The sequence below is a fragment of the Pseudomonas sp. HAR-UPW-AIA-41 genome, from assembly GCF_002304225.1.
Taxonomy (GTDB): domain Bacteria; phylum Pseudomonadota; class Gammaproteobacteria; order Pseudomonadales; family Pseudomonadaceae; genus Aquipseudomonas.
Genome location: NZ_NSLB01000012.1, coordinates 34,360 through 55,558, shown reverse-complemented (window position 1 = coordinate 55,558; position 21,199 = coordinate 34,360). Strand labels below are relative to the sequence as shown.

17 protein-coding genes, 1 tRNA gene, 1 pseudogene and 2 riboswitches are annotated in these 21,199 nt (G+C 64.4%); of the genes and pseudogenes, 18 read left to right on the top strand and 1 reads right to left on the bottom strand.

The window, feature by feature from the left end; genetic code table 11:
- The 18 genes and pseudogenes from CK486_RS16370 to CK486_RS16285 form a co-directional block, all read left to right on the top strand.
- Positions 1-548, top strand: a 548-nt coding sequence (locus tag CK486_RS16370; RefSeq protein WP_141248922.1) for an ABC transporter permease, incomplete at its 5' end; no start/stop codon positions are given.
- The gene (phnE, locus tag CK486_RS16365; protein ID WP_095941378.1) at positions 545-1,312 is read left to right on the top strand and encodes a phosphonate ABC transporter, permease protein PhnE; all 768 of its coding nucleotides are present in this window, start codon (positions 545-547) and stop codon (positions 1,310-1,312) included. The genes CK486_RS16370 and phnE, both read left to right, overlap by 4 nt.
- A 161-nt stretch (positions 1,313-1,473) precedes the next feature.
- Positions 1,474-1,577, top strand: a riboswitch (guanidine-I (ykkC/yxkD leader).
- A gap of 59 nt (positions 1,578-1,636) precedes the next feature.
- Positions 1,637-2,701: a putative urea ABC transporter substrate-binding protein gene (locus tag CK486_RS16360; RefSeq protein WP_095941377.1), complete on the top strand. Its 1,065-nt coding sequence runs from the start codon at positions 1,637-1,639 to the stop codon at positions 2,699-2,701.
- A gap of 181 nt (positions 2,702-2,882) precedes the next feature.
- Positions 2,883-2,991: riboswitch (guanidine-I (ykkC/yxkD leader) on the top strand.
- A gap of 70 nt (positions 2,992-3,061) precedes the next feature.
- Positions 3,062-4,129 carry a putative urea ABC transporter substrate-binding protein gene (locus tag CK486_RS16355; protein WP_095941376.1) on the top strand — a complete coding sequence of 356 codons (1,068 nt, stop codon included), beginning with the start codon at positions 3,062-3,064 and terminating at the stop codon, positions 4,127-4,129.
- A gap of 112 nt (positions 4,130-4,241) precedes the next feature.
- Positions 4,242-5,057 (top strand): ABC transporter permease, encoded by an 816-nt coding sequence (locus CK486_RS16350; RefSeq protein WP_095941375.1) that lies wholly within the window; start codon positions 4,242-4,244, stop codon positions 5,055-5,057.
- Positions 5,054-5,977 carry an ABC transporter ATP-binding protein gene (locus CK486_RS16345; RefSeq protein ID WP_095941374.1) on the top strand — a complete coding sequence of 308 codons (924 nt, stop codon included), beginning with the start codon at positions 5,054-5,056 and terminating at the stop codon, positions 5,975-5,977. Before CK486_RS16350 ends, CK486_RS16345 begins: the two co-directional genes overlap by 4 nt.
- A gap of 10 nt (positions 5,978-5,987) precedes the next feature.
- The gene (locus CK486_RS16340; RefSeq protein WP_095941373.1) at positions 5,988-6,716 is read left to right on the top strand and encodes an urea amidolyase associated protein UAAP1; all 729 of its coding nucleotides are present in this window, start codon (positions 5,988-5,990) and stop codon (positions 6,714-6,716) included.
- Positions 6,717-6,727: 11 nt separating this feature from the next.
- Positions 6,728-7,362: pseudogene (locus CK486_RS16335) on the top strand (urea amidolyase associated protein UAAP2).
- Between the two features lie 150 nt (positions 7,363-7,512).
- Positions 7,513-11,112, top strand: a complete 3,600-nt coding sequence (uca, locus tag CK486_RS16330; RefSeq protein WP_095941372.1) for an urea carboxylase — start codon at positions 7,513-7,515, stop codon at positions 11,110-11,112.
- Positions 11,112-12,917, top strand: coding sequence for an allophanate hydrolase (atzF, locus tag CK486_RS16325; protein ID WP_095941371.1), 1,806 nt, complete (start codon positions 11,112-11,114; stop codon positions 12,915-12,917). The genes uca and atzF overlap by 1 nt, the downstream gene beginning before the upstream one ends.
- A gap of 84 nt (positions 12,918-13,001) precedes the next feature.
- Positions 13,002-14,486 carry a sensor domain-containing diguanylate cyclase gene (locus CK486_RS16320; RefSeq protein ID WP_095941370.1) on the top strand — a complete coding sequence of 495 codons (1,485 nt, stop codon included), beginning with the start codon at positions 13,002-13,004 and terminating at the stop codon, positions 14,484-14,486.
- Between the two features lie 26 nt (positions 14,487-14,512).
- A complete protein-coding gene (locus tag CK486_RS16315) occupies positions 14,513-15,583 on the top strand; it encodes a DUF2157 domain-containing protein (protein WP_095941369.1) in 1,071 nt (356 codons plus the stop codon).
- Positions 15,580-16,380 carry a DUF4824 family protein gene (locus tag CK486_RS16310; protein WP_095941368.1) on the top strand — a complete coding sequence of 267 codons (801 nt, stop codon included), beginning with the start codon at positions 15,580-15,582 and terminating at the stop codon, positions 16,378-16,380. Before CK486_RS16315 ends, CK486_RS16310 begins: the two co-directional genes overlap by 4 nt.
- The gene (locus CK486_RS16305; protein WP_095941367.1) at positions 16,373-16,591 is read left to right on the top strand and encodes a cysteine-rich CWC family protein; all 219 of its coding nucleotides are present in this window, start codon (positions 16,373-16,375) and stop codon (positions 16,589-16,591) included. Before CK486_RS16310 ends, CK486_RS16305 begins: the two co-directional genes overlap by 8 nt.
- On the top strand, positions 16,581-17,270 hold the full coding sequence (locus CK486_RS16300) for a pseudouridine synthase (protein ID WP_095941366.1): 690 nt from the start codon (positions 16,581-16,583) through the stop codon (positions 17,268-17,270). Before CK486_RS16305 ends, CK486_RS16300 begins: the two co-directional genes overlap by 11 nt.
- A gap of 68 nt (positions 17,271-17,338) precedes the next feature.
- A tRNA-Gly gene (locus CK486_RS16295) sits at positions 17,339-17,412 on the top strand.
- Between the two features lie 184 nt (positions 17,413-17,596).
- On the top strand, positions 17,597-18,265 hold the full coding sequence (locus tag CK486_RS16290) for a glutathione S-transferase family protein (RefSeq protein ID WP_095941365.1): 669 nt from the start codon (positions 17,597-17,599) through the stop codon (positions 18,263-18,265).
- A gap of 108 nt (positions 18,266-18,373) precedes the next feature.
- Positions 18,374-19,183, top strand: coding sequence for an ABC transporter substrate-binding protein (locus CK486_RS16285; protein ID WP_095941364.1), 810 nt, complete (start codon positions 18,374-18,376; stop codon positions 19,181-19,183).
- Between the two features lie 94 nt (positions 19,184-19,277).
- Here CK486_RS16285 and mqo read toward each other — a convergent pair whose 3' ends face one another.
- Positions 19,278-20,765, bottom strand: coding sequence for a malate dehydrogenase (quinone) (gene mqo / locus CK486_RS16280; RefSeq protein ID WP_095941363.1), 1,488 nt, complete (start codon positions 20,763-20,765; stop codon positions 19,278-19,280).
- Positions 20,766-21,199: the final 434 nt, after the last annotated feature.

Sequence of the window (21,199 nt, the reverse complement as noted above, 5' to 3'; positions counted from 1 at the left end):
CGCTGCTGGCCAGTCGCACCCTGTCGCTGTCGGCCCTGCCGCGTGGCGGTCGTCCGGCGCCCTGGGCCCAGGCCCTGCGCTGGCCGGTACGCGGCCTGCTGATCGTTCTGCGCAGCGTGCCGGAGATTGTCTGGGCGCTGCTGTTCGTTCGTGCCGTCGGCCTCGGCCCCACCGCCGGGGTACTGGCCATCGCCATCACCTACAGCGGCATGCTGGGCAAGGTCTATGCGGAAATTTTCGAGTCGGTGGACCAGAAACCCACCCGCGCTCTGCTGCTGGCCGGCAGCGGGCGCCTGGCGGCCTTCTGCTACGGCACGCTGCCCAATGCCGCCGGTGAGCTGCTGTCGTACACCGTGTACCGCTGGGAATGCGCCATCCGCGCCTCGGTGGTGATGGGCTTCGTCGGCGCCGGCGGTCTGGGCCAGCAGATGGACCTGTCGATGCGCATGTTCGCCGGCAACGAAGTGGCCAGCCTGCTGCTGACCTTCCTCGCCCTGGTTCTGCTGGCCGATGCCCTCAGCCGCCTGCTGCGCGGGAGGCGGCAATGAAGCGCCTGCTCGACCTGGGCCTGCTGCTGGCCGTCATGACCGGAGTGATTGCTGCCTTTGCCTATCTGCAACTGGATCTGGCCGGCCTGTTCAGTGCGCAAAGCCTGGGGCAGATGGGTCAGTACGCCGTGCGCTTTCTGCAACCGGACCTGTCCGGCGCCTATCTCCAAAGCATCCTGCGCGGCGCTCTGGAAACCCTGGCTATGTCGGCCCTCGGCACTCTGCTCGCCGCCCTCGCCGGCCTGCTGATTGCCCTGCCGGCAGCCGGTCGTTTCGGTCATGTCGCCGAAGCCCTGGCCCGCCTGCTGCTCAACGCCCTGCGCGCGGTCCCCGAGCTGGTGTGGGCCGCCCTCATGGTGCTGGCCGCCGGCCTCGGCCCCAATGCCGGCACCCTGGCGCTGGCCCTGCACACCGCCGGCGTGCTTGGCCGGCTGTTTGCCGAAGCACTGGAGAACACCCCGGCGGAACCGGCCGAAGCCATTCGCCTGGCCGGCGGCTCACGCCTGACCGCCTTCCTCTACGGCACCCTGCCCGGTGTGCTGCCGCAGTTGCTGGCCTACAGCCTGTACCGCTGGGAGAACAACATCCGCATGGCCAGCGTGCTGGGTTTTGTCGGCGCCGGTGGTCTGGGGCAGATGCTCTACGTCAGCCTCAGCCTGTTCCAGGAAGCCCAGGCCGCCACGGTGATCCTGGCCATGCTGTCCCTGGTCCTGCTGGTGGACATCTGCAGCAGCCAGCTGCGTCAGCGCTGGCTCAAGGCCTGAGCGCACCACAACAGCGCTCCCACCCGCCCGCCTCCCCATCGCAGTGCAACCGGCCAGTGGCAGACGCCATGCGTATCACACTTCCATGGCATAAAGGGGTCTTGGCACGATCCTCGCAAATCACTGATTAAACAGGGAAAAGATTGTCTGACAGGATGATCGCAATAGCCGACTAGGGTTCCGGCCTGCCTCACCCGGCAGGTGGCTGGTCCGAGAGTCGGCGACCTCCATCGAGGTTACACGGCGGGATAAAAGCCCGGGAGAACACCGGCCAACGGCGGCCCGGTACCTGTGTTCCTGATCACTGATGAATGGAGGTCTGCCATGCGCGCCCACAACCTGATTGCCTGCCTGCTTGGCGGACTATTGTCTTTTGCTCCCACCGCCTTCGCCGCGGAGAAACCCTCATTCAAGGTTTGCTGGTCGATCTTCGCCGGCTGGATGCCCTGGGGCTATGCCGCCAGCGAAGGCATCGTGAAGAAATGGGGCGACAAATACGGCATCGATATCCAGGTCGATGAAGTACCGGATTACGTCAACTCCATCGAGCGCTACACCAGCGGCGAATACGACGGCTGCGCCATGACCAATATGGACGCACTGACTATTCCGGTGGCGGCCGGAGTCGACAGCACTGCGCTGATTGTCGGCGACTTCTCGGACGGTGCCGACGGCATCCTGATCCGCGGCGCCAACCGCACCCTTCGCGATCTAAAGGGCAAAACCATCCTGTTGGTGGAGAACTCGGTATCGCACTATCTGCTCAGCCGTGCCCTGGAATGGGCCCTGCTCAAAGAAGATGACGTAAAAATCCAGAACATCTCCGACAAGGACATCGTCAAAGCCTTCGTCAGCGGCCAGGGCGACGCCGTGATCACCTGGAACCCGCTGCTGGCGGACATCAAACGTCAGGCCGAGGTCGATCAGGTATTCAGCTCTCACTACATTCCCGGCGAAATCGTTGACCTGATGGTGGTCAATAGTAAGGTTCTTGCCAGCTACCCCGAACTAGGCAAGGCACTGACCGGTGCCTGGTTTGAAACACAGCGACTGATGGGCCTGCCGACCCCCGAAGGCGCGGCTGCCCGAGCCAAGATGGCCGCAGCCGCAGGTACCACGGCAGAGGATTTCGACGAGCAACTGGACACCCTGCGCTCGTTCTACGCCCCTCGCTATGCACTGGCTTTTGCTACCAGCAGCAAGATGCCGGAACTGATGCAGCGTGTGGCTGGATTTGCCGATGCCCACCAACTGCTTGGCAGTGATGGCAAGGGACTGGAACACGTCGGCATCAGCTTCAGCGAGAATCGGGTGATCGGAAATCGCGATAAGGTACTACTGCGCTTCGACCCAACCTATCTGCAGATGGCCACGGACAAGTCACTCTGAAGCAGTCAGGGCGGCGCACCACAAGGCAGCCCTCCACCCAAAAGGCGCACCAGCCAGGTGCGCCAATCCCTCATAAGCACCTCACCAACACCGCGCCACACAACAAAACCCACACTGGCACGATGTTCGCTAAAGACAACTCATGCAGTAGCAGCCCTGCTCCGGCAGCGGCACACAATCAGCAATGGCTGACTAGGGTTCCGGCCCGTCCACCGAACAGGGACGGGTGACTGGTCCGAGAGTTGGCGACCTCGTTCGGGGTTACACGGCGGGACAAAAGCCCGGGAGAACGCGCCACCTGGTTCGCCAGCGATGTGCCGCGCTGCTCCTGCCCGTATTCCATCGAACTGGAGGTTCACCATGCGCAAATCCCTGCTCGCTTCGCTCTTCGCCGCCGGCCTCGGCGCCCTGCTCGCCCAGCCGGCACTCGCCGAGAAGAAAGATCATTTCAGCGTCTGCTGGACCATCTACGCCGGCTGGATGCCGTGGGAATATGGTGCCACCCAAGGCATCGTCGACAAATGGGCGAAGAAGTACGACATCAATATCGATGTCGTGCAGCTCAATGACTACGTCGAGTCGATCAACCAGTACAGCGCCGGCCAGTTCGACGGCTGCACCATGACCAACATGGACGCCCTGACCATCCCGGCCGCCGGCGGCGTAGACAGCACTGCGCTGATCATCGGTGACTTCTCCAACGGCAACGACGGCATCGTGATCAAGGGCGAGAACAAGACCCTGGCCGATCTCAAAGGCCAGAACGTCAATCTGGTGGAACTTTCTGTATCCCACTACCTGCTCGCTCGCGGCCTGGAGAAGGCAGGTCTTAGCGAAAAAGACCTCAAGGTGGTCAACACCTCCGATGCCGACATGGTGGCTGCCTTCGCCACCGATGACGTAACAGCCGTAGCTACCTGGAACCCGCTGCTGGCCGAAATCGAAGCCACACCGGGCGTGACCAAGGTATTCGACTCCAGCCAGATCCCCGGTGAAATCATCGACCTGATGGTGGTCAACAGCAACACCCTCAAGGACAACCCGGCTCTGGGCAAAGCTCTGACCGGCGCCTGGTACGAAATCATGGCCACCATGAGTGCGAAAACCGCAGCCGGCAAGGCTGCACGTGAACATATGGCCAAAGCCTCCGGTACCGACCTGGCCGGCTACGACGCGCAGCTAGCAGCCACCCAGATGTTCTACTTCGCCAAGGATGCGCTGTCCTTCGCCAACAGCCCGAAACTGCCGGCAACCATGACCAAGGTGGCGGAGTTCTCCTTCAGCCACGGGCTGCTCGGCGAAGGTGCGCAAAGCGCCGAAGCCATCGGCATGGCGTTCGCCAAAGGCATCACCACCGGCGACAAGGGCAACATCAAGCTGCGCTTCGACCCGAGCTATATGCAGATGGCGGCCGACGGCAAGCTGTAAGCGCCTGGTAAAGCCGTAGGTTGGGTTGAGCCCGCGAAGCCCAACTCCTGCACAACGTTGGGCTTCGTACCTCAGCACCAACCTACGCGCCACCTTCATACAGAGACAATCCATGCGCCTGATCAACCGACACCCGGACCGCGGCGGTCGCCTGCTGCTGATCCTGTTGCCCTTCGCCCTGCTGCTGTTTGCCTACTTCACGGGCTCGGCGGCGCGGCTGACGGACAACCCCAACGACAAGCTGCTGCCCAGTGCCAGCCAGATGCTCAGCGCCATCGACCGCCTGGCCTTCACCGAGGACAAGCGCAGCGGCGAATACCTGTTCTGGCAGGACAGCGCCGCCAGCCTGTCGCGTCTCGGCCTGGGCATCGGCATCGCGGCCCTGGCGGGGCTGTGCATGGGGATAGCCGCCGGCATCCTGCCGCTCTTCCGCGCGCCGCTGTCGCCGCTGCTCACCGTGCTGTCGATGGTGCCGCCGCTGGCGATACTGCCGATCCTGTTTATCGTCTTTGGCCTGGGAGAACTGTCCAAGGTGATGCTGATCGTCATCGGCATCACCCCGGTGCTGGCCCGTGATCTGGAGCAGCGGGCCCGTGAGATCCCGGCGGAAATCCTGATCAAGTCGCAGACCCTCGGCGCCAGCACCTGGACGCTGATCCTGCGTGTGGTGCTGCCGCAACTGCTGCCGCGCCTGCTGATTGCCCTGCGTCTGGTGCTCGGTTCGGCCTGGCTGTTCCTGATCGCCGCCGAAGCCATCGCCAGTACCGACGGTCTGGGTTACCGCATCTTTCTGGTACGCCGTTACATGGCGATGGACGTGATCCTGCCGTACGTAGTGTGGATCACCCTGCTCGCCTGGCTGATGGACCTGGGGCTGCGCCAGCTCACCCGCCTGTGCTTTCCCTGGTATGAAGGAGCCAAGGCATGAAGCGTACAGAGAGCGGCGCCGTAGCGAGCGAGTCGCTGGCAAGAAGCCCGGAGCACAGCAACCGGAGTGGACACAGAGTCCATGAGGATTGCGCGCACCGCGCGACACAGCCAGCAACACGCGCAGTAGGCGCCTTTATCGAAGTCAAGAATGTCTGGCAGGAGTACGGTGACCAGGTCGTGCTGGAGCGCCTGAACCTGTCGATCAACGAAGGCGAGTTCTGCACGCTGGTCGGTGCCTCCGGCTGCGGCAAGTCGACCTTCCTGCGCTTGCTGCTGGGCCAGGAGCGGCCGAGCAAGGGTGAAATCCTGCTGGCCGGCCAAGCCCTGCCCGGCGAGCCGGACGCCAGCCGCGGCGTGGTGTTCCAGCGCTACTCGGTGTTTCCGCACCTCTCCGTGCTGGACAACGTCGCCATCGGTCTGGAGCTGCCACGCTCGCCACTGCTCGGCAGGCTGTTCGGTGCCGCCAAGCGCGACGCCCGCGCGCAGGCCGAAGCCATTCTGCGCAAGGTCGGCCTCGGCCATGCCCTGGACAAGTACCCCAGCCAGCTTTCCGGCGGCATGCAGCAACGTCTGGCCATCGCCCAGGCGCTGATCATGAAGCCGCGCGTGCTGCTGCTGGACGAACCTTTCGGCGCACTGGACCCGGGCATCCGCAAGGACATGCACGCCCTGCTGCTGGAACTGTGGCACGAGACCGGGCTGACCGTCTTTATGGTCACTCACGATCTGAGTGAAGGCTTCAGCCTCGGCACCCGCCTGCTGGTGTTCGACAAGACCCGCATCGATCCGCATGCGCCGAACGCCTTCGGCGCGCGCATCACCTACGACATCCCCCTGAACAGCGACCGCCGCGCCCAGCGCGCCGCCGTCGCGGCGTTGCCGGCGCACATCACCGGCGACCTGCAACCGGCCCTGTAAGGAGCATCCCATGACCGCTGCACTAACCCTGCGCCCCACGCTGTACGAGGAACTCGTGCCTGGTGGCGGCCACACCTCCTTCGTCCTCAAGCGCGGCCAGCTGCTGCGCCTCACCGATATCGAAGGTGGCGCCAACGTCAGCCTGCTGCTGCTCAATGCCCACGAGAAAAGCGAGCGCCTCAACCTGCCGGACACCCTCAAGTGCCAGCACACCGCCAGGCTCACCGCCGGCCATTGCCTGTACTCGGATATGGGCAGAATCCTCGCCGCCATAACCGCCGACACCTGCGGCTGGCATGACAGCATGGGCGGCCTGCTGAACGCGGCAGAAGTGACCGAGAAGTACGGCCAGGGCCGCTATCAGGAACTGCGCAACGGCTTCTTCCGCAACGGGATGGACAACCTGCTGGTGGAACTGGGCAAGTGGGACCTTGGCATCGCGGACCTGCTGATGAACCTCAACCTGTTCAGCAAGATCACGGTCGATCGCGACGGCTGCTTCCACTTCGAAGCCGGCAATTCCAAAGCCGGCGACTACATCGAGCTGTATGCGCCGATGGACACCCTGGTGGTGCTTACCGCCCTGCAGCACCCGATGGACCCGAATCCGCAGTACGCACCCAAGCCGGTGCAGCTCAGCTGGCAGCAGGTGCAGAGCGATGGCATCAGCGTGCTCTGCCGCACCTCGCGTCCGGAAAACGGCCGCGGCTTCCACAACACTGAACGGCTTTACCTGTAAGGAGCGGCGCCATGAGCCTGATCGAAAGCACCCTGCACCCCGAAGCCGCCGTGTTCCGCCATGTGATCCCGGCCGGCGAGCCCTACCTGTTCGAGGTCAGGGCCGGGCAGACCCTGCGCCTGCTCGACCTGGAAGGCAACCAGGCCGTCGATACCCTGTTCTTCAGCGCAAAGAACCCGCGCGAGCGTTACGACCCGCAGCGCACCCTGCGCAAACAGAACAGCGTGTACCTGACCACCGGCACCGTGCTCTGGTCCAACCTCGGCAACCCGCTGCTGACCATCACCGCCGACACCTGCGGCCGCCACGACACCCTCGGCGCGCCTGCGCTCAGGAGAGCAACACCGTCCGCTATGCCCTGGAAAAGCGCTACATGCACAGCTGCCGCGACAACTTCCTGCGCGGCGCGCTGCACGACGGCCGGCTGAGCAAGCGCGATCTGGGCGCCAACATCAACTTCTTCATGAACGTGCCGGTCACCCCGGAAGGCGGCCTGACCTTCGAGGACGGCCTCTCGGCGCCGGGCAAGTACGTGGAGCTCAAGGCGCACATGGACGTGATCGTGCTGATCTCCAACTGCCCGCAACTGAACAACCCCTGCAACGCCTACAACCCGACCCCGGCCGAGGTGCTGGTATGGGACTGAGCGGCCTGCGCCTGTGGCTGTTCCGCCTGGGACAACGCCAGCCGGCACCCGCCGACTCCACGCCACGCCCGAACTGACCTGCCCTCGCGGACGACCGCGAGGCGAACCGAATACCGGCGGGACGACCCGCCTCCTTCGAGGGCTCCTCGAATGTTCGACAAACTTCTGATCGCCAACCGCGGCGCCATCGCCTGCCGCATCCTGCGCACCCTGCGCCAGCTCGACGTCAAGGGCGTGGCCGTTTACTCCGAAGCCGACGTCGCCAGCCTGCATCTGCAGCAGGCCGACGAGGCCCATAGCCTGGGCGAAGGCCCGGCCGCCACTACCTATCTGGTGGTCGACAAGATTCTGGAGATCGCCAGGCGCAGCGGCGCCAAAGCCATTCACCCCGGCTACGGCTTCCTCTCCGAAAACGCCGCCTTCGCCGAGGCCTGCGAGGCCGCCGGCATTGCCTTCGTCGGCCCGACGCCCGAACAGCTGCGCGTTTTCGGCCTCAAGCACACCGCCCGCGCCCTGGCCAAGCAACATGGTGTGCCGATGCTGGAAGGCACCGAGCTGCTGGAAAATCTCGACGCCGCGCTCAAGGCCGGTGAGGAAGTCGGCTACCCGGTGATGCTGAAGAGCACCGCCGGCGGTGGCGGCATCGGCATGCGCGTGTGCCGCAGCGCGGAAGAACTCTCGGATGCCTTCGAGGCGGTCAAGCGCCTGGGGCAGAACAACTTCAGCGACAGCGGCGTGTTCATCGAGAAGTACATCCAGCGCGCCCGCCATCTGGAAGTGCAGGTATTTGGCGATGGGCGCGGCGAAGTCCTCGCCCTCGGCGTACGCGACTGCTCGGTGCAGCGGCGTAACCAGAAGGTGCTGGAAGAAACCCCGGCGCCCAACCTGCCGGCCGGCATGGCCGAGGCACTCTGTGCGGCGGCGATCAAGCTGGCCAAGGCGGTCAGCTACCGCAGCGCCGGCACCGTGGAGTTCGTCTACGACAGCGAGGCCGAGCGCTTCTACTTCCTCGAAGTGAACACCCGCCTGCAGGTCGAGCACGGCGTCACCGAACAGGTGTGGGGGGTCGACCTGGTGCGCTGGATGATCGAGCTGGCGGCCGGCGATCTGCCGCCGCTCAGCGAACTGGGTAAAGGCCTTGAACCCAGCGGTCACGCCATCCAGGCGCGCCTGTATGCCGAAGATCCGGGCCGCGACTTCCAGCCCTGCCCCGGCCTGCTCACCGCCGTCAGCTTCCCCGAAGCCGATGGCAAGGCCCTGCGCATCGACACCTGGGTCGAAGCCGGCTGCGAGATTCCGCCCTACTTCGACCCGATGATCGCCAAGCTCATCACCTGGGCACCGACTCGCGAAGAAGCCAGCGCCGCCCTCAGCCAGGCCCTGGCCGATAGCCTGCTGTACGGCGTGGAGACCAACCGCCAGTACCTGCGCCAGATCATCAGTGACGTGCCCTTCGCCGAAGGCAATCCCTGGACCCGCTGCCTGGAAGGTCTGACCTACCGCGCCAGCACCTTCGAAGTACTGTCCGCCGGCACCCAGACCACCGTGCAGGACTTCCCCGGCCGCCTCGGCTACTGGGCCGTCGGCGTACCGCCGTCCGGGCCGATGGACGACCGCGCCCTGCGCCTGGGCAACCGCCTGCTGGGCAATGACGAAGGCGCCGCCGGATTGGAAATCACCATGAGCGGCCCTCTACTGCGCTTCAACACCGAGGCGGTGGTGGCGGTGACCGGCGCGGAAATCCCGCTGACGCTGGACGGTGTGGCGCAACCCATGAACACCGCCCTGCTGATCAGGGCTGGCAGCACCCTGAGCCTCGGCACCATCGCAGGTTCAGGCGCGCGCTCCTATCTCACCCTGCGCGGCGGCCTGCAGGTACCGGAATACCTGGGCAGCAAAAGCACCTTTACCCTCGGCCAGTTCGGCGGCCACGGCGGCCGCGCCCTGCGTGCCGGCGATGTGCTGCACCTTCCACCTCTCGGCGATACGAGCAACGGCGTGCAACTGCCCGCCGCGCTGTGCAGCGAACTGCCCGCCGTGCGCGAGCTGCGGGTGATCTACGGCCCGCACGGCGCGCCGGAATACTTCACCCCGGCCTATATCGACACCTTCCTCGCCACCGACTGGGAGGTGCACTTCAACTCCAGCCGCACCGGCGTGCGCTTGATCGGCCCGAAACCGGAGTGGGTACGCGACAGCGGCGGCGAAGCCGGCCTGCACCCCTCCAACATTCACGACAATCCGTATGCCATCGGCACGGTGGACTTCACCGGCGATATGCCGGTGATCCTCGGCCCGGACGGTCCGAGCCTGGGCGGCTTCGTCTGCCCGGTGACCATCATCGAGGCCGACCTGTGGCAGTTGGGCCAGCTCAAGGCCGGCGACAAGGTGCGCTTCGTGCCGGTGAACATCGACACCGCCCGTGCGCTGGCCAAGGCCCGCCAGGCGGAAGTGGCCGGGCTGCAGGCCGTGCCCGTCGACTGGCAGCCGATTCCGCTGGAGCCGCCCGTGGTGCTGGATATCGGCAGCCTCGACAAGCGTCTGGTCGCCCGTCTGTCCGGCGACACCCACCTGCTGCTGGAAATCGGCCAGCCGGAACTGGACCTGGTCCTGCGCTTCCGTGGGCATGCGCTGATGCAGGCGCTGGAAGCCAAGCAGCTGGAGGGCGTGATCGACCTGACCCCTGGCATCCGCTCGCTGCAGGTGCATTACCAGCCGGAAACCCTGTCGCTGGCGCGCCTGCTGGCGGCGGTGATCGGCGAGTGGGATGCGGTGTGCAACGCCACGGACCTGCGCGTGCCGTCGCGCATCGTCCACCTGCCGCTGTCCTGGGACGACCCGGCCTGCCAGTTGGCCATCGAGAAATACATGACCACGGTGCGCAAGGACGCGCCCTGGTGCCCGAGCAACCTGGAATTTATCCGCCGCATCAACGATCTGCCCAACCTTGATGAGGTCTACAAGACCGTATTCGACGCCAGCTACCTGGTGATGGGGCTGGGCGATGTCTACCTCGGCGCACCGGTAGCCACCCCGCTGGACCCGCGCCACCGCCTGGTGACCACCAAGTACAACCCGGCACGCACCTGGACCGCCGAGAACTCGGTGGGCATCGGCGGCGCCTACATGTGCGTGTACGGCATGGAGGGCCCCGGTGGCTACCAGTTCGTCGGCCGCACCCTGCAGATGTGGAACCGCTACCGCGAAGTCAGCGCCTTCCACGGCAAGCCCTGGCTGCTGCGCTTTTTCGACCAGATCCGCTTCTACCCGGTGAGTGCCTCCGAACTGCTGCAGATCCGCCGCGACTTCCCGCTCGGCCGCTTTGATCTGCGCATCGAGGACAGCGAACTGGCCCTGGCCGACTATCAGGACTTCCTCTCCGCGGAAGCCGCGGGCATCGACGCCTTCCGCACCCAGCAGCGGGCGGCGTTTGCCGCCGAACGCCAGCGCTGGATCGACTCCGGCCAGGCGCATTTCGAGGTCGAGGACGTCGGCCCGGATGTGGGCGAGGACGCCCCGCTCGGCGCCGGCCAGCATGGCATCGACAGCCACATCGCCGGCAACCTCTGGCAGGTGCAGGTGGAGGCCGGCAGCACGGTGAAAGCCGGCGATGTGCTGGTGATCCTCGAGTCGATGAAGATGGAAATACCCCTCACTGCCCCGCGCGACGGCGTGGTGCGTGAAGTTCGCGTGCAGCCCGGCTCTCCGGTGCGCGCCGGTCAGCGTGTTGTTGTTCTGGAGGAAGCCTGATGCCCGCCTTTGCCCATGATTTGCGCCTCGGCGCCCTGAAAGCCGCCTACACCAGCGGCAGCCTGAGCCCGCGCCAGCTGATCGGCGATCTGCGCGAACAGGCCGCCGCGCTGAATCCCGAGTTCAAGCTGTTTATCCACCTGCTCAGCCCGGAAGAGCTGGAGCCCTACCTGGCGGCGCTGGACGGCAAATCGCCGGCCGAGCTGCCGCTGTACGGCGTGCCCTTCGCCATCAAGGACAATATCGACCTGGCCGGCATCCCGACCACCGCCGCCTGCCCGGCCTTCGCCTATGTCCCCGGAGAGAGCGCGACCGTCGTCCAGCAACTGATCGCCCTCGGCGCCGTGCCGCTGGGCAAGACCAACCTCGACCAGTTCGCCACCGGCCTGAACGGCACCCGTTCGCCCTACGGTGAGTGCCGCAACAGCGTACATCCGGACTATCCGTCCGGCGGTTCCAGCGCGGGCTCGTCCCTGGCCGTGGCGCTGGGCGTGGCCAGCTTTGCCTTGGGCACCGACACCGCGGGCAGCGGCCGGGTGCCGGCGGCGCTGAACAATCTGGTCGGGCTCAAGGCCAGCAAGGGGCTGATTTCCACCGCCGGCGTGGTGCCAGCCTGCCGCACGCTGGACTGCGTGACCTACTTCAGCGCCACCGCCCTTGAGGCCAGCCAGCTGCTGGCGCTGACCGCCAGGCTGGATGCGCGCGACGAATACAGCCGGGCCAACCCGCTGTGGAACGATGCCAGCGCCTTCGGTAAGCCGCGCGCCGGCTTCCGTTTCGGCGTGCCGGCACAGCTGGAGTTCCTCGGCTGCCCGGAAAGCCCGGCACTGTTCGCGCAGGCCATCGAACAGCTGAAAGCCCTCGGCGGCGAAGCGGTGGAAATCGACTTCGCGCCCTTCCTCGAAGCCGCGCGCCTGCTCTATGAGGGCCCCTGGGTGGCCGAGCGCTACAGCGTCGCCGGCAAGCTGATCGAAGAGCAGCCGGACGCCGTGCTGCCGGTGATCAGGGCCGTGCTGGAAAAAGCGCCGGGCACCACGGCCGTCGGGGCGTTCCGCGCCCAGTACCGCCTGCAGGCACTCAAGGCGATCTGCGACCGCATCCTCGCCGATCTGGACTGTGTACTGACACCGGCCTACCCGCGCCCGGTGACGCTGGACGAGCTTCACGCCGAACCGGTCAGGCGCAATTCGGACCTGGGCTACTACACCAACTTCATGAACATGCTCGACTACGCGGCAGTGGCTGTCCCCGCGGGCTTTATGGCCAACGGTCTGCCCTGGGGCGTGATCCTGTTCGGCCGCGCCTTCACCGATCAGTACCTGCTGGGTCTGGCCGATGCCCTGCAGCGCCAGCATGGCCTGCTGCTTTCCGGTGAACGCACACTGGAATCGCCTGCCCCGGCCACCCTCGCCCGCCACGACCGCGCCCGCGTGGTGGTGTGCGGCGCGCACCTGGATGGCCTGCCGCTGAACTGGCAGCTCAGGCAGCGCGGCGGCCGTCTGCTTGAGGCCACGCAGAGCTCGCCAGACTACCGACTGTACGCCCTGGCCGGGGGACCGGTGCAGCGCCCCGGGATGGTACGGGTCGCCGAGGGCGGCGCGGCTATTGCCGTGGAAGTCTGGGAGCTGCCGAGCAGCGAACTGGGCTCCTTCCTCACCGGCATCCCGGCGCCCCTGGGGCTGGGCAAGGTGCAACTGGCCGATGGCAGCTGGGAAACCGGCTTTATCTGCGAGGGCTACGGGCTCGCAGGCGCCAGCGACATCACCGCCTTTGGCGGCTGGCGCGCCTGGCTGGCCAGCCGCTGAAACACGCGGCACGGCGCCGCACTCGCTGGCGGCGCCGGCCTCTGCCACACTAGGGCATGTCTATCGAGCCTTGGAGCGCTCTGCATGCCGCTGACCAGTCGCCGCCACCGGACCCTCGGGCCACTGCGCCTGCTGTTGCTGTTTCTGCTGCTGGGCGGATTCCTCACCACCACCCTCTTCAGTTACTACACCTCGCTGAAAGCGGTACGCAGCAGCATCCTCAGCACCGAACTGCCGCTGACCTCGGACAACGTCTACTCGGAAATCCAGCGCGACCTGGTGCGCCCGGTGCTGATCGCCTCGATGATGGCCAACGACACCTTCCTGCACGACTGGATCAAGCACGGTGAGCAGGACGTCGGGCAGATCACCCGCTATCTGCGCGAGGTACAGAACCGCCACAACGCCTTCACCAGCTTCTTCGTTTCGGAAAAGACCCGTACCTACTTCCAGAGCCGCGGCATCCTCAAGCAGGTGGCCCAGGATGAGCCCCGTGATGCCTGGTACTTCCGTGTCCGCGAGCTGAAAGAGCCCTACGAGATCAATGTCGACATCGACATGGCCAACCAGGACAGCATGGCCATCTTCATCAACTACCGGGTGCTCGACGAGGCCCAGCACTTTCTCGGCGTTACCGGTGTCGGCCTGTCCGTGGAAAGCGTGGTCAAGCTGATCGACACCTACCAGAAGCGCTTTGACCGCACTGTGTATCTGGTCAACCCGAAAGGCGTGATCAGCCTCACCGGTGAAGCCGGCGGCCCCTTCGGCAACCGGGCCGGCAAGGCGATTGCCGATATCGATGGCCTCGACGGCCTGCTCGCGCAGATGCCCAAGCTGCAGGACGGCAGCTATGAATACGAGTTCGAGGACAATCGCTACTTCGTCAATGTGCGCTACATCCCCGAGCTGAAGAACTACCTGTTCGTCACCAAGCATGACGGAGGGCAGACCGCCGAAATCCGCCAATCGCTGTGGCTCAGCATACTGATGTGCCTGCTGGTGACCGCCATCGTGATGACCCTGTTCAGCCTGCTGATCCGCCGCTACCAGCTGCGCATCGAACGCCTTGCGGCCACCGACCAGCTCACCGAACTGCCCAACCGCCGCGGCTTCGAGATGCTCGCCGGGCAGGCCCTTGAGGAAGCCCGCCGCGAGCAGCAACCCTTGAGCGCCATCGTCATCGACCTCGACCACTTCAAGACCCTCAACGACACCCACGGCCATCTGGCCGGTGATGTGGTGCTCAAGGGCTTTGCCAACCAGCTGCGGGCATCCCTGCGCCGTTCGGATATCGTCTGCCGCTGGGGCGGTGAAGAGTTCATCGTGCTGTTCAAGAACACGCCTCTGGATACCGCCCGGCAACTGGCAGAAAAACTGCGCGTCCAGCTGGAGAAGCAGCACTTCTTCTGGGAGGACAAGGCGCTCAAGGTCACCATCAGCATCGGCCTAACCAACCTCACCGGCGGCGAAGGCCTGGACGCGCTGATCGCCCGCGCCGACCGGGCGCTGTACCGGGCCAAGCAGAGCGGCCGCAACCAGATCGCCAGCGAACCGGGCGCCAGTGCCTGACAACACCTGACAACCGGGACGTCAACATGACCATCGACAACCGCGCGCAGGCCCAGCAGCGAAGCGACCGCATTGCCCAGTTCCGCGCCGAGCTGGACTGCCTGCAGCGCGAAGGCGTGCTGCAACTGGCGGCCGATCAGCAGGCCCGGGTGCAGAGCTACCACCAGCGCCTGCTCGGCGAACTGGCCAGCCGCTTCGACATCGACCACAGCCGCCAGGCGCACCAGCTCTCGCTGGGCATGCGTATCGCCTCGCTGCTCGGCGCCCTGGCCCTGGCCGCCAGCCTGTTCTTTCTGTTCTACCGGTTCTGGGGGCTGTTCGGCAGCACCAGCCAGGTCGCCATCCTGATCGCCGCGCCACTGCTTGGCCTGCTGCTGACAGCCGCCCTGCAACGTCTGGATGACAGCGGCTACTTCAGCAAGCTGGCGGCGCTGCTGACCTTTACCGCCTTCGTTCTCAATCTGGTCATGCTGGGGCAGATCTTCAATATCACGCCCACCGATCAGGCCCTGCTGGCCTGGGCCGCGCTGGCCCTGCTGCTGGCCTATGCCTGCGAGTTGCGCCTGCTGCTCGGGCTCGGTCTGCTCAGTGCCACGGCCTTCTGCGCCAGCCGCCTGCACAGCTGGGACGGCCTCGACTGGCTGGCCTGCGTCGAACGCCCGGAAAACTTCCTGCTACCGGCCCTGCTCATGCTGGCCAGCGCCGAACTGGCCGTGCAGCGCCGCTTCGCCGGCTTTGCGGCGCTGTACCGCATGCTCGGTCTAGTCTGCCTGCTGCTGCCGATGCTGATCCTCGGCTACTGGGGGGAAGGCAGCTACCTGCGCCTGGACCCGGATCTGATTGAAGGCATCTACCAGTTGCTCGGCTTCGCCGTCCCGGCGCTGGCCATCTACATCGGCATTCGCCGCCAGCAGGCCGAGCTGATCAACGGCGGCACGCTGCTGTTCGTCATTGCCCTGTTCTGCAAGGTGTTCGACTGGTGGTGGGACTACCTGCCCAAGTACCTGTTCTTCTTCCTCCTCGGTCTGCTGGCCATTCTGGTTCTGCTGGTGATGCGTCGCCTGCGTCGCAGCCTCGCCGTGGAGGTGCAGCCATGAAGCCGACCCGCCTGCTGCTGGCCGCCGCCGGCCTGATCGTGATCAGCAATGCCCTGAGCCTGGCTGGCGTGGCCTGGAACCGCAGCGGCACGCCGGACAGCCAGCTGCGCCTGTCCGAACGGGAACTGCCATTCGCCTGGCGCGAATTCGGCCCACAGGAAAACTCCAACCTGGCCCTGCGCCTTGACTGGCAGCAGGAACGGCGCCGTGCCAACGACTGGCGCGGCCCCGACTGGCTGCAGCGCAATGCCCTGCTGGAGCTGGGGTTCGATGAGTTGCCCGAAGACGGTCAGGAACACTATGCCCGCTGGCGCCTGCAGGAACGCAATGCGCTGGTGGTGCTGGAATTCGACGGCCCAACCTACCAACGCGAGCTGGCGCGTGCCACCGCCGAGCTGGCCGAGGCCCGCAGCAGAAAAGCCGGCGCCGAACACATCAAGGACCTTGAGCGGCAACTGCAAAACGCCCGCGAGCAGGACAGTCGCCTCTATGCGGTGGCCGCAGGTCTCGACCGCGCCAGCCTGCGCCAGCGTTATCCCGACCGCCAGCGCTATGCCATCGTGCCGGCCCGCATCAGCGCCAGCCTCAACCAGCAGGACAAACGCTGGTACGTGCGCGGCCATATCAGCGAACTGCGCGTGGGCGATCTGTACCTGCCGCTGGCCAGCCGCAACGCCCTGCGCGCCGAATATGCCCAGCCCGAACAACACCGTGCCCGCTATCAGGTGGAGCTGGCCTTCGGCCAGCGCCTCGAGCCCTGGGTGCAGGATGTGCAGCTGGAGCCCCGGCATGACTGACACGCCCGTCGACCCGCAGCGCTGCCCGCTGTGCGGGGCGGCCAACCAGTGCACACTGGCCAACCCCGCCACCGCCACGCTGCCCTGCTGGTGTTTCAGCACACCGATCAGTGCCGATGCCCTGGCACGCATTCCCGCCGAGGCACGTCAGCAGGCCTGCCTGTGCCCGGCCTGCGCACAACTGGCCAGTCAGGCTGTCGATGCGTCTTGATCGTTTCCTCAGCAACCTGCCGCGCTTCAACCGTCAGGACGCCCGCCAGCTGATCAGTCAGGGCCGGATTTATCTGGATGGGCAGGCGTGCCGCGACGCCCAGGCCGAGGTACGCGAATTCAGCCGGGTGCAGCTGGATGATGAGCTGCTGCAGGCCGGCAAGGCGGCACGCTACTTCATGCTGCACAAGCCGGTAGGCGTGGTCAGCGCCACCCGCCATCCCGAACACCGCACGGTGCTCGACCTGCTCGACGAGCCGGACAAGGATGACCTGCACCTGGCCGGCCGCCTGGACCTCAACACCAGCGGCCTGTTGCTGATCAGCAACGACGGCCTGTGGACCAGGCGTCTGACCCTGCCGGGCAGCAAGCAGCCCAAGGTCTACCGGGTACTGACCGAACAACCGATCAGCACCGAGTACATCGAGGTGTTCGCCCGAGGCCTGTATTTCGCCTATGAAGATCTCACCACGTTGCCGGCGGAGCTGGAAATCCTCGGCAGCCACAGCGCCCGCCTGACCCTGCACGAGGGCCGCTACCATCAGGTCAAGCGCATGTTCGGCCACTTCCAGAACAAGGTCATCGGCCTGCACCGCGAGCGCATCGGTCCTCTGGACCTGGGCGACCTGCCGCCGGGGCACTACCGGGCTCTGAGCACTGAAGAAGTCGCCGCGTTCTGAGAACCTCAGGAATTTCAGCAGCCTGCTTCCAGGCCAAGGCCGATTCTGGTACAAAGACGGCCGTCCAAGCGGGCGTCGTATAATGGCATTACCTGAGCTTCCCAAGCTCATGACGAGGGTTCGATTCCCTTCGCCCGCTCCAGAACTCTCAGACCAAGCCCTGCCCATGCAGGGCTTTTTCGTTTCCGATGCCAGCGCACTCGGAACCAGCATCGAGAAGACGCTGGCAAGTCCATCAGCACAGTTAAGGTCTTTGCGAGTGACCTCTGGCTGTCGCCCCTCAAGCACCATAACCTGTTCGCCAGCTTCCCCACGAAGAGCGAACCATGATCACCCTGCATCATTGCGTCAGCGCCAGATCCTTCCGGTCACTCTGGCTGCTCGAAGAACTCGGCTTGCCCTATGAACTGCGCATGTGGCCTTTTCCTCCCAGAGCCTTGGCTCGCCACTATCTGGAAGAAAACCCATTGGGCACCGTGCCGCTGCTGGTGGAAGGCCACGTGCACATGACTGAGTCGGCAGCCATTTGCCAGTACCTCGCCGCCCGGCACAGCCCGGGAGTACTGGATGTCGCAGCCAGCGATGCGCATTTCGGGGCCTATCTGAACTGGCTGCACATGAGCGATGCCACACTGACCTTTCCGCAGACGCTGGTGCTGCGCTACCGCCACTTCGAGACGGGAGAGCGGCTACAGCCGCAGGTAGCCAACGACTATGAGCGCTGGTTCCTGGCCCGTTTGCGCGCGGTCGAGAATGCTCTGACCGAGGCCGACTATCTCTGCGCCATGCGTTTCACCGCCGCCGACATTGCGGTTGGCTATGCATTGCTGCTGGCGGAGCACCTGGGTCTGGCCGAGCAGTTCACGCCGAACATACGAGTCTACTGGGATCGCCTGCAGGACAGACCGGCATTCCAACGCGCCCTTGCTCGTCAGCAGCAAGCCGCGCTCGCGCAGGGCGTACCGATAACACCAGCGCCGGATATCCGTCCCTAGCCAGATTAATTGAAACCCTTTCCAGGCTGAGCACTGTGGCTAGACTGTGTTAAGTCGCGAGACGCATGGACATCATTTCGAGAACGGCCCCTCCACACAGAGACGCCAATGCCTCAGTCACGAACACTGCTGTGCCTGTTGTTACTTATTAGCGCTCCTGCATTGAGCTGGGCCTGTGAAAAGACCGTGCGCTGGGCAAACGATCCGCCCTATGACATGCCTGATTCCAACATGCATGTGCGTGGAGCAACCTCAGACCTGCTTCGTGAGGTTCTCAGACGCATGGACTGTAAACCCCGCTTCATCGAGCTGCCATGGGCGCGGGGTCTGCGGAATCTGGAAAATGGCAGTCTGGATATTCTGCCAGGCGCTCTGATTACACCTGAGCGAGAAACCTTTGCCTATTTCTCCGCTCCGATCCACCGCTCTCCCAATGTGCTGTTCATGAACCGGGAGGCATCCAGACGCTTTGCGTTTGATTCACTCAGTCATATCAGCCACAGCAACTTTCGGCTGGGTATCCAGATCGGCGTGATCTACAGCAGTGAATATGCTGAGCTGATCAAGCATTCAGACTTCAGGGCTCGCACTGTTCCAGTGACTGATCGCCGTGGCGCGTGGCAAATGCTAAGTGCGGGCCGTCTGGATGGTTTGATTGCCGACGAGGTGACTGGCCTGCTGGAGTTACAGCAACTGGGTTTGACGCGGCAGATTATCCGCAGCCAGCTTGTGGTATCAGAAGAACCAGCAGTCGTCGCGTTCAGCCGAAAATCGCTGCAGCCTGAGTTTGTTGAGCAATTCAACGCGGTACTGGCAACAGTCGTGGCCGATGGCACTTACGCACGCATTACGCAGCCCTACCTGCCCTGCATAGTGTCAGCAGCCAATCTGGGGTGTCGTGCAGCATCAGCGGAGTAGGACTCTCCCCTACAACAGCCAACCCAAACGCCAGTCTTCATCATCAAGCCATAAAAAAACCGCCCCGTAGGGCGGTTCTTTCGAATCGACAGCCTTACGCCAGCTGCAGCACCTTGTTCGATGCAGTACTGACTTCGCGGTACAGCGCCGGATCGTTTTCCAGAGCCTTGGCATCGGCCTTGAAGATGGTCTTCAGGCGCGAGCTCCACTCTTCGGACTTGATCTTGTCGGCGAAGCAGCGCTCGATCAGATCGAGCATGGCCGATACGGACACCGAGGCACCCGGCGAGGCACCCAGCAGAGCGGCGATGCTGCCATCGGCAGCGGCGACGATCTCGGTACCGAATTCCAGCTTGCCGCCGGTTTTCGGGTCCTTCTTGATGATCTGTACGCGCTGGCCAGCCACTTCCAGGCTCCAGTCTTCGGCCTTGGCTTCCGGGTAGAACTTGCGCAGGGCTTCCAGGCGCTGCTCCATGGACTGCATCACTTCCTTGATCAGGTAGCGGGTCAGGTCCATGTTGTCGCGGGCCACGGCCAGCATCGGCAGCAGGTTGCCCGGACGCACCGACAGCGGCAGGTCGAGGAACGAGCCGTTCTTCAGGAACTTGGTGGTGAAGCCGGCATAGGGTCCGAACAGCAGGGACTTCTTGCCATCGACCATGCGCGCATCCAGGTGCGGAACGGACATGGGCGGCGAGCCGACTTCGGCCTGGCTGTAGACCTTGGCATGGTGCTTGGCGACCACTTCGGGGTTGTCGCAACGCAGCCACTGGCCACTGACCGGGAAGCCGCCGTAGCCCTTGCCCTCTTCAATGCCGGACATCTGCAGCAGCGGCAGTGCACCGCCACCGGCGCCGAGGAAGACGAAACCGGCACTCACCTCACGGGTATTGCCGGTTTTCAGGTCCTTGACGGTGACGTTCCAGCCTTTGCCCTGGCGCTTGAGGCCGCAGACTTTCTGGGCATAGCGGATGGACACACCCGGCTTGGTCTTGAGGTGATCGAGCAGCTGATTGGTCAGCGCGCCAAAGTTGACGTCGGTACCGCCCTCGACACGAGTAGCGGCGAGACGCTCGTCGGCCTTGCGGCCTGGCATCATCAGCGGCATCCAGTCGTTCAGGGTGGCCTTGTCTTCGCTGTAGTCCATGGACTCGAAGCAGTGGTGGCCGCGCAGGGCTTCGAAACGCTTTTTCAGGTAGGCCACGCCCGAGTCGCCACTGACATAAGACAGGTGCGGAACGGGATTGATGAAGGTTTTTGGAGAACCGAAGGTACCCTGCTCGGTCAGGTGCGCCCAGAGTTGCTTGGACACTTCGAACATGCAGTTGATGTTGATGGCTTTCTTGGTGTCAATCGAGCCATTGGCGGTTTCCGGGGTGTAGTTCAGCTCACACAGACCGGCGTGGCCGGTACCCGCGTTGTTCCACGGGTTGGAGCTTTCAATAGCCCCGGATTCCAGCAGCTCGACCAGCTCCAGCTTGATGCCGGGATCGAGCTCCTTGAGCAGAGCGCCGAGTGTTGCGCTCATGATGCCGGCCCCAACCAGCACCACATCTACTGCTTCGTTCACGTCATGCGCCATCTTAACGCTTCTCCAAAATCATGATCTGCCGCAGGTAATCGACGGCCGAGGCCTAGCGCGTGTCTGCGCGTTATCAAATGCAACCCGGGCCGGCGCAGTTTCGGAGTTTCTGCGCGCAAGCCAGGCGGCACTACCACACCGACCTGCCGGCACTACCTGTGTCGCCAGCGCTGAGTCATGAGCGGGAGAAGGCGCGCCTTCTGGCTCAGCTAGCGGATTGACGATCATTTGGGCAGCGTTGCAACAGGCCAATCACGCAAGGATCTGGTCTTGTGAACCGAGGCGTGGATTTTCCGGCGCGAACAATACCATTAATGACGCTTTTTCAGACGCAAAAATTGCTTTTTTCCTACTCCACTCATCATTCCGGCAAAGGCCCCGCTGCCCTATCACCAGGCTGAATAGCCCCAACCGCTTGGCTGAGCAGGGGCAAC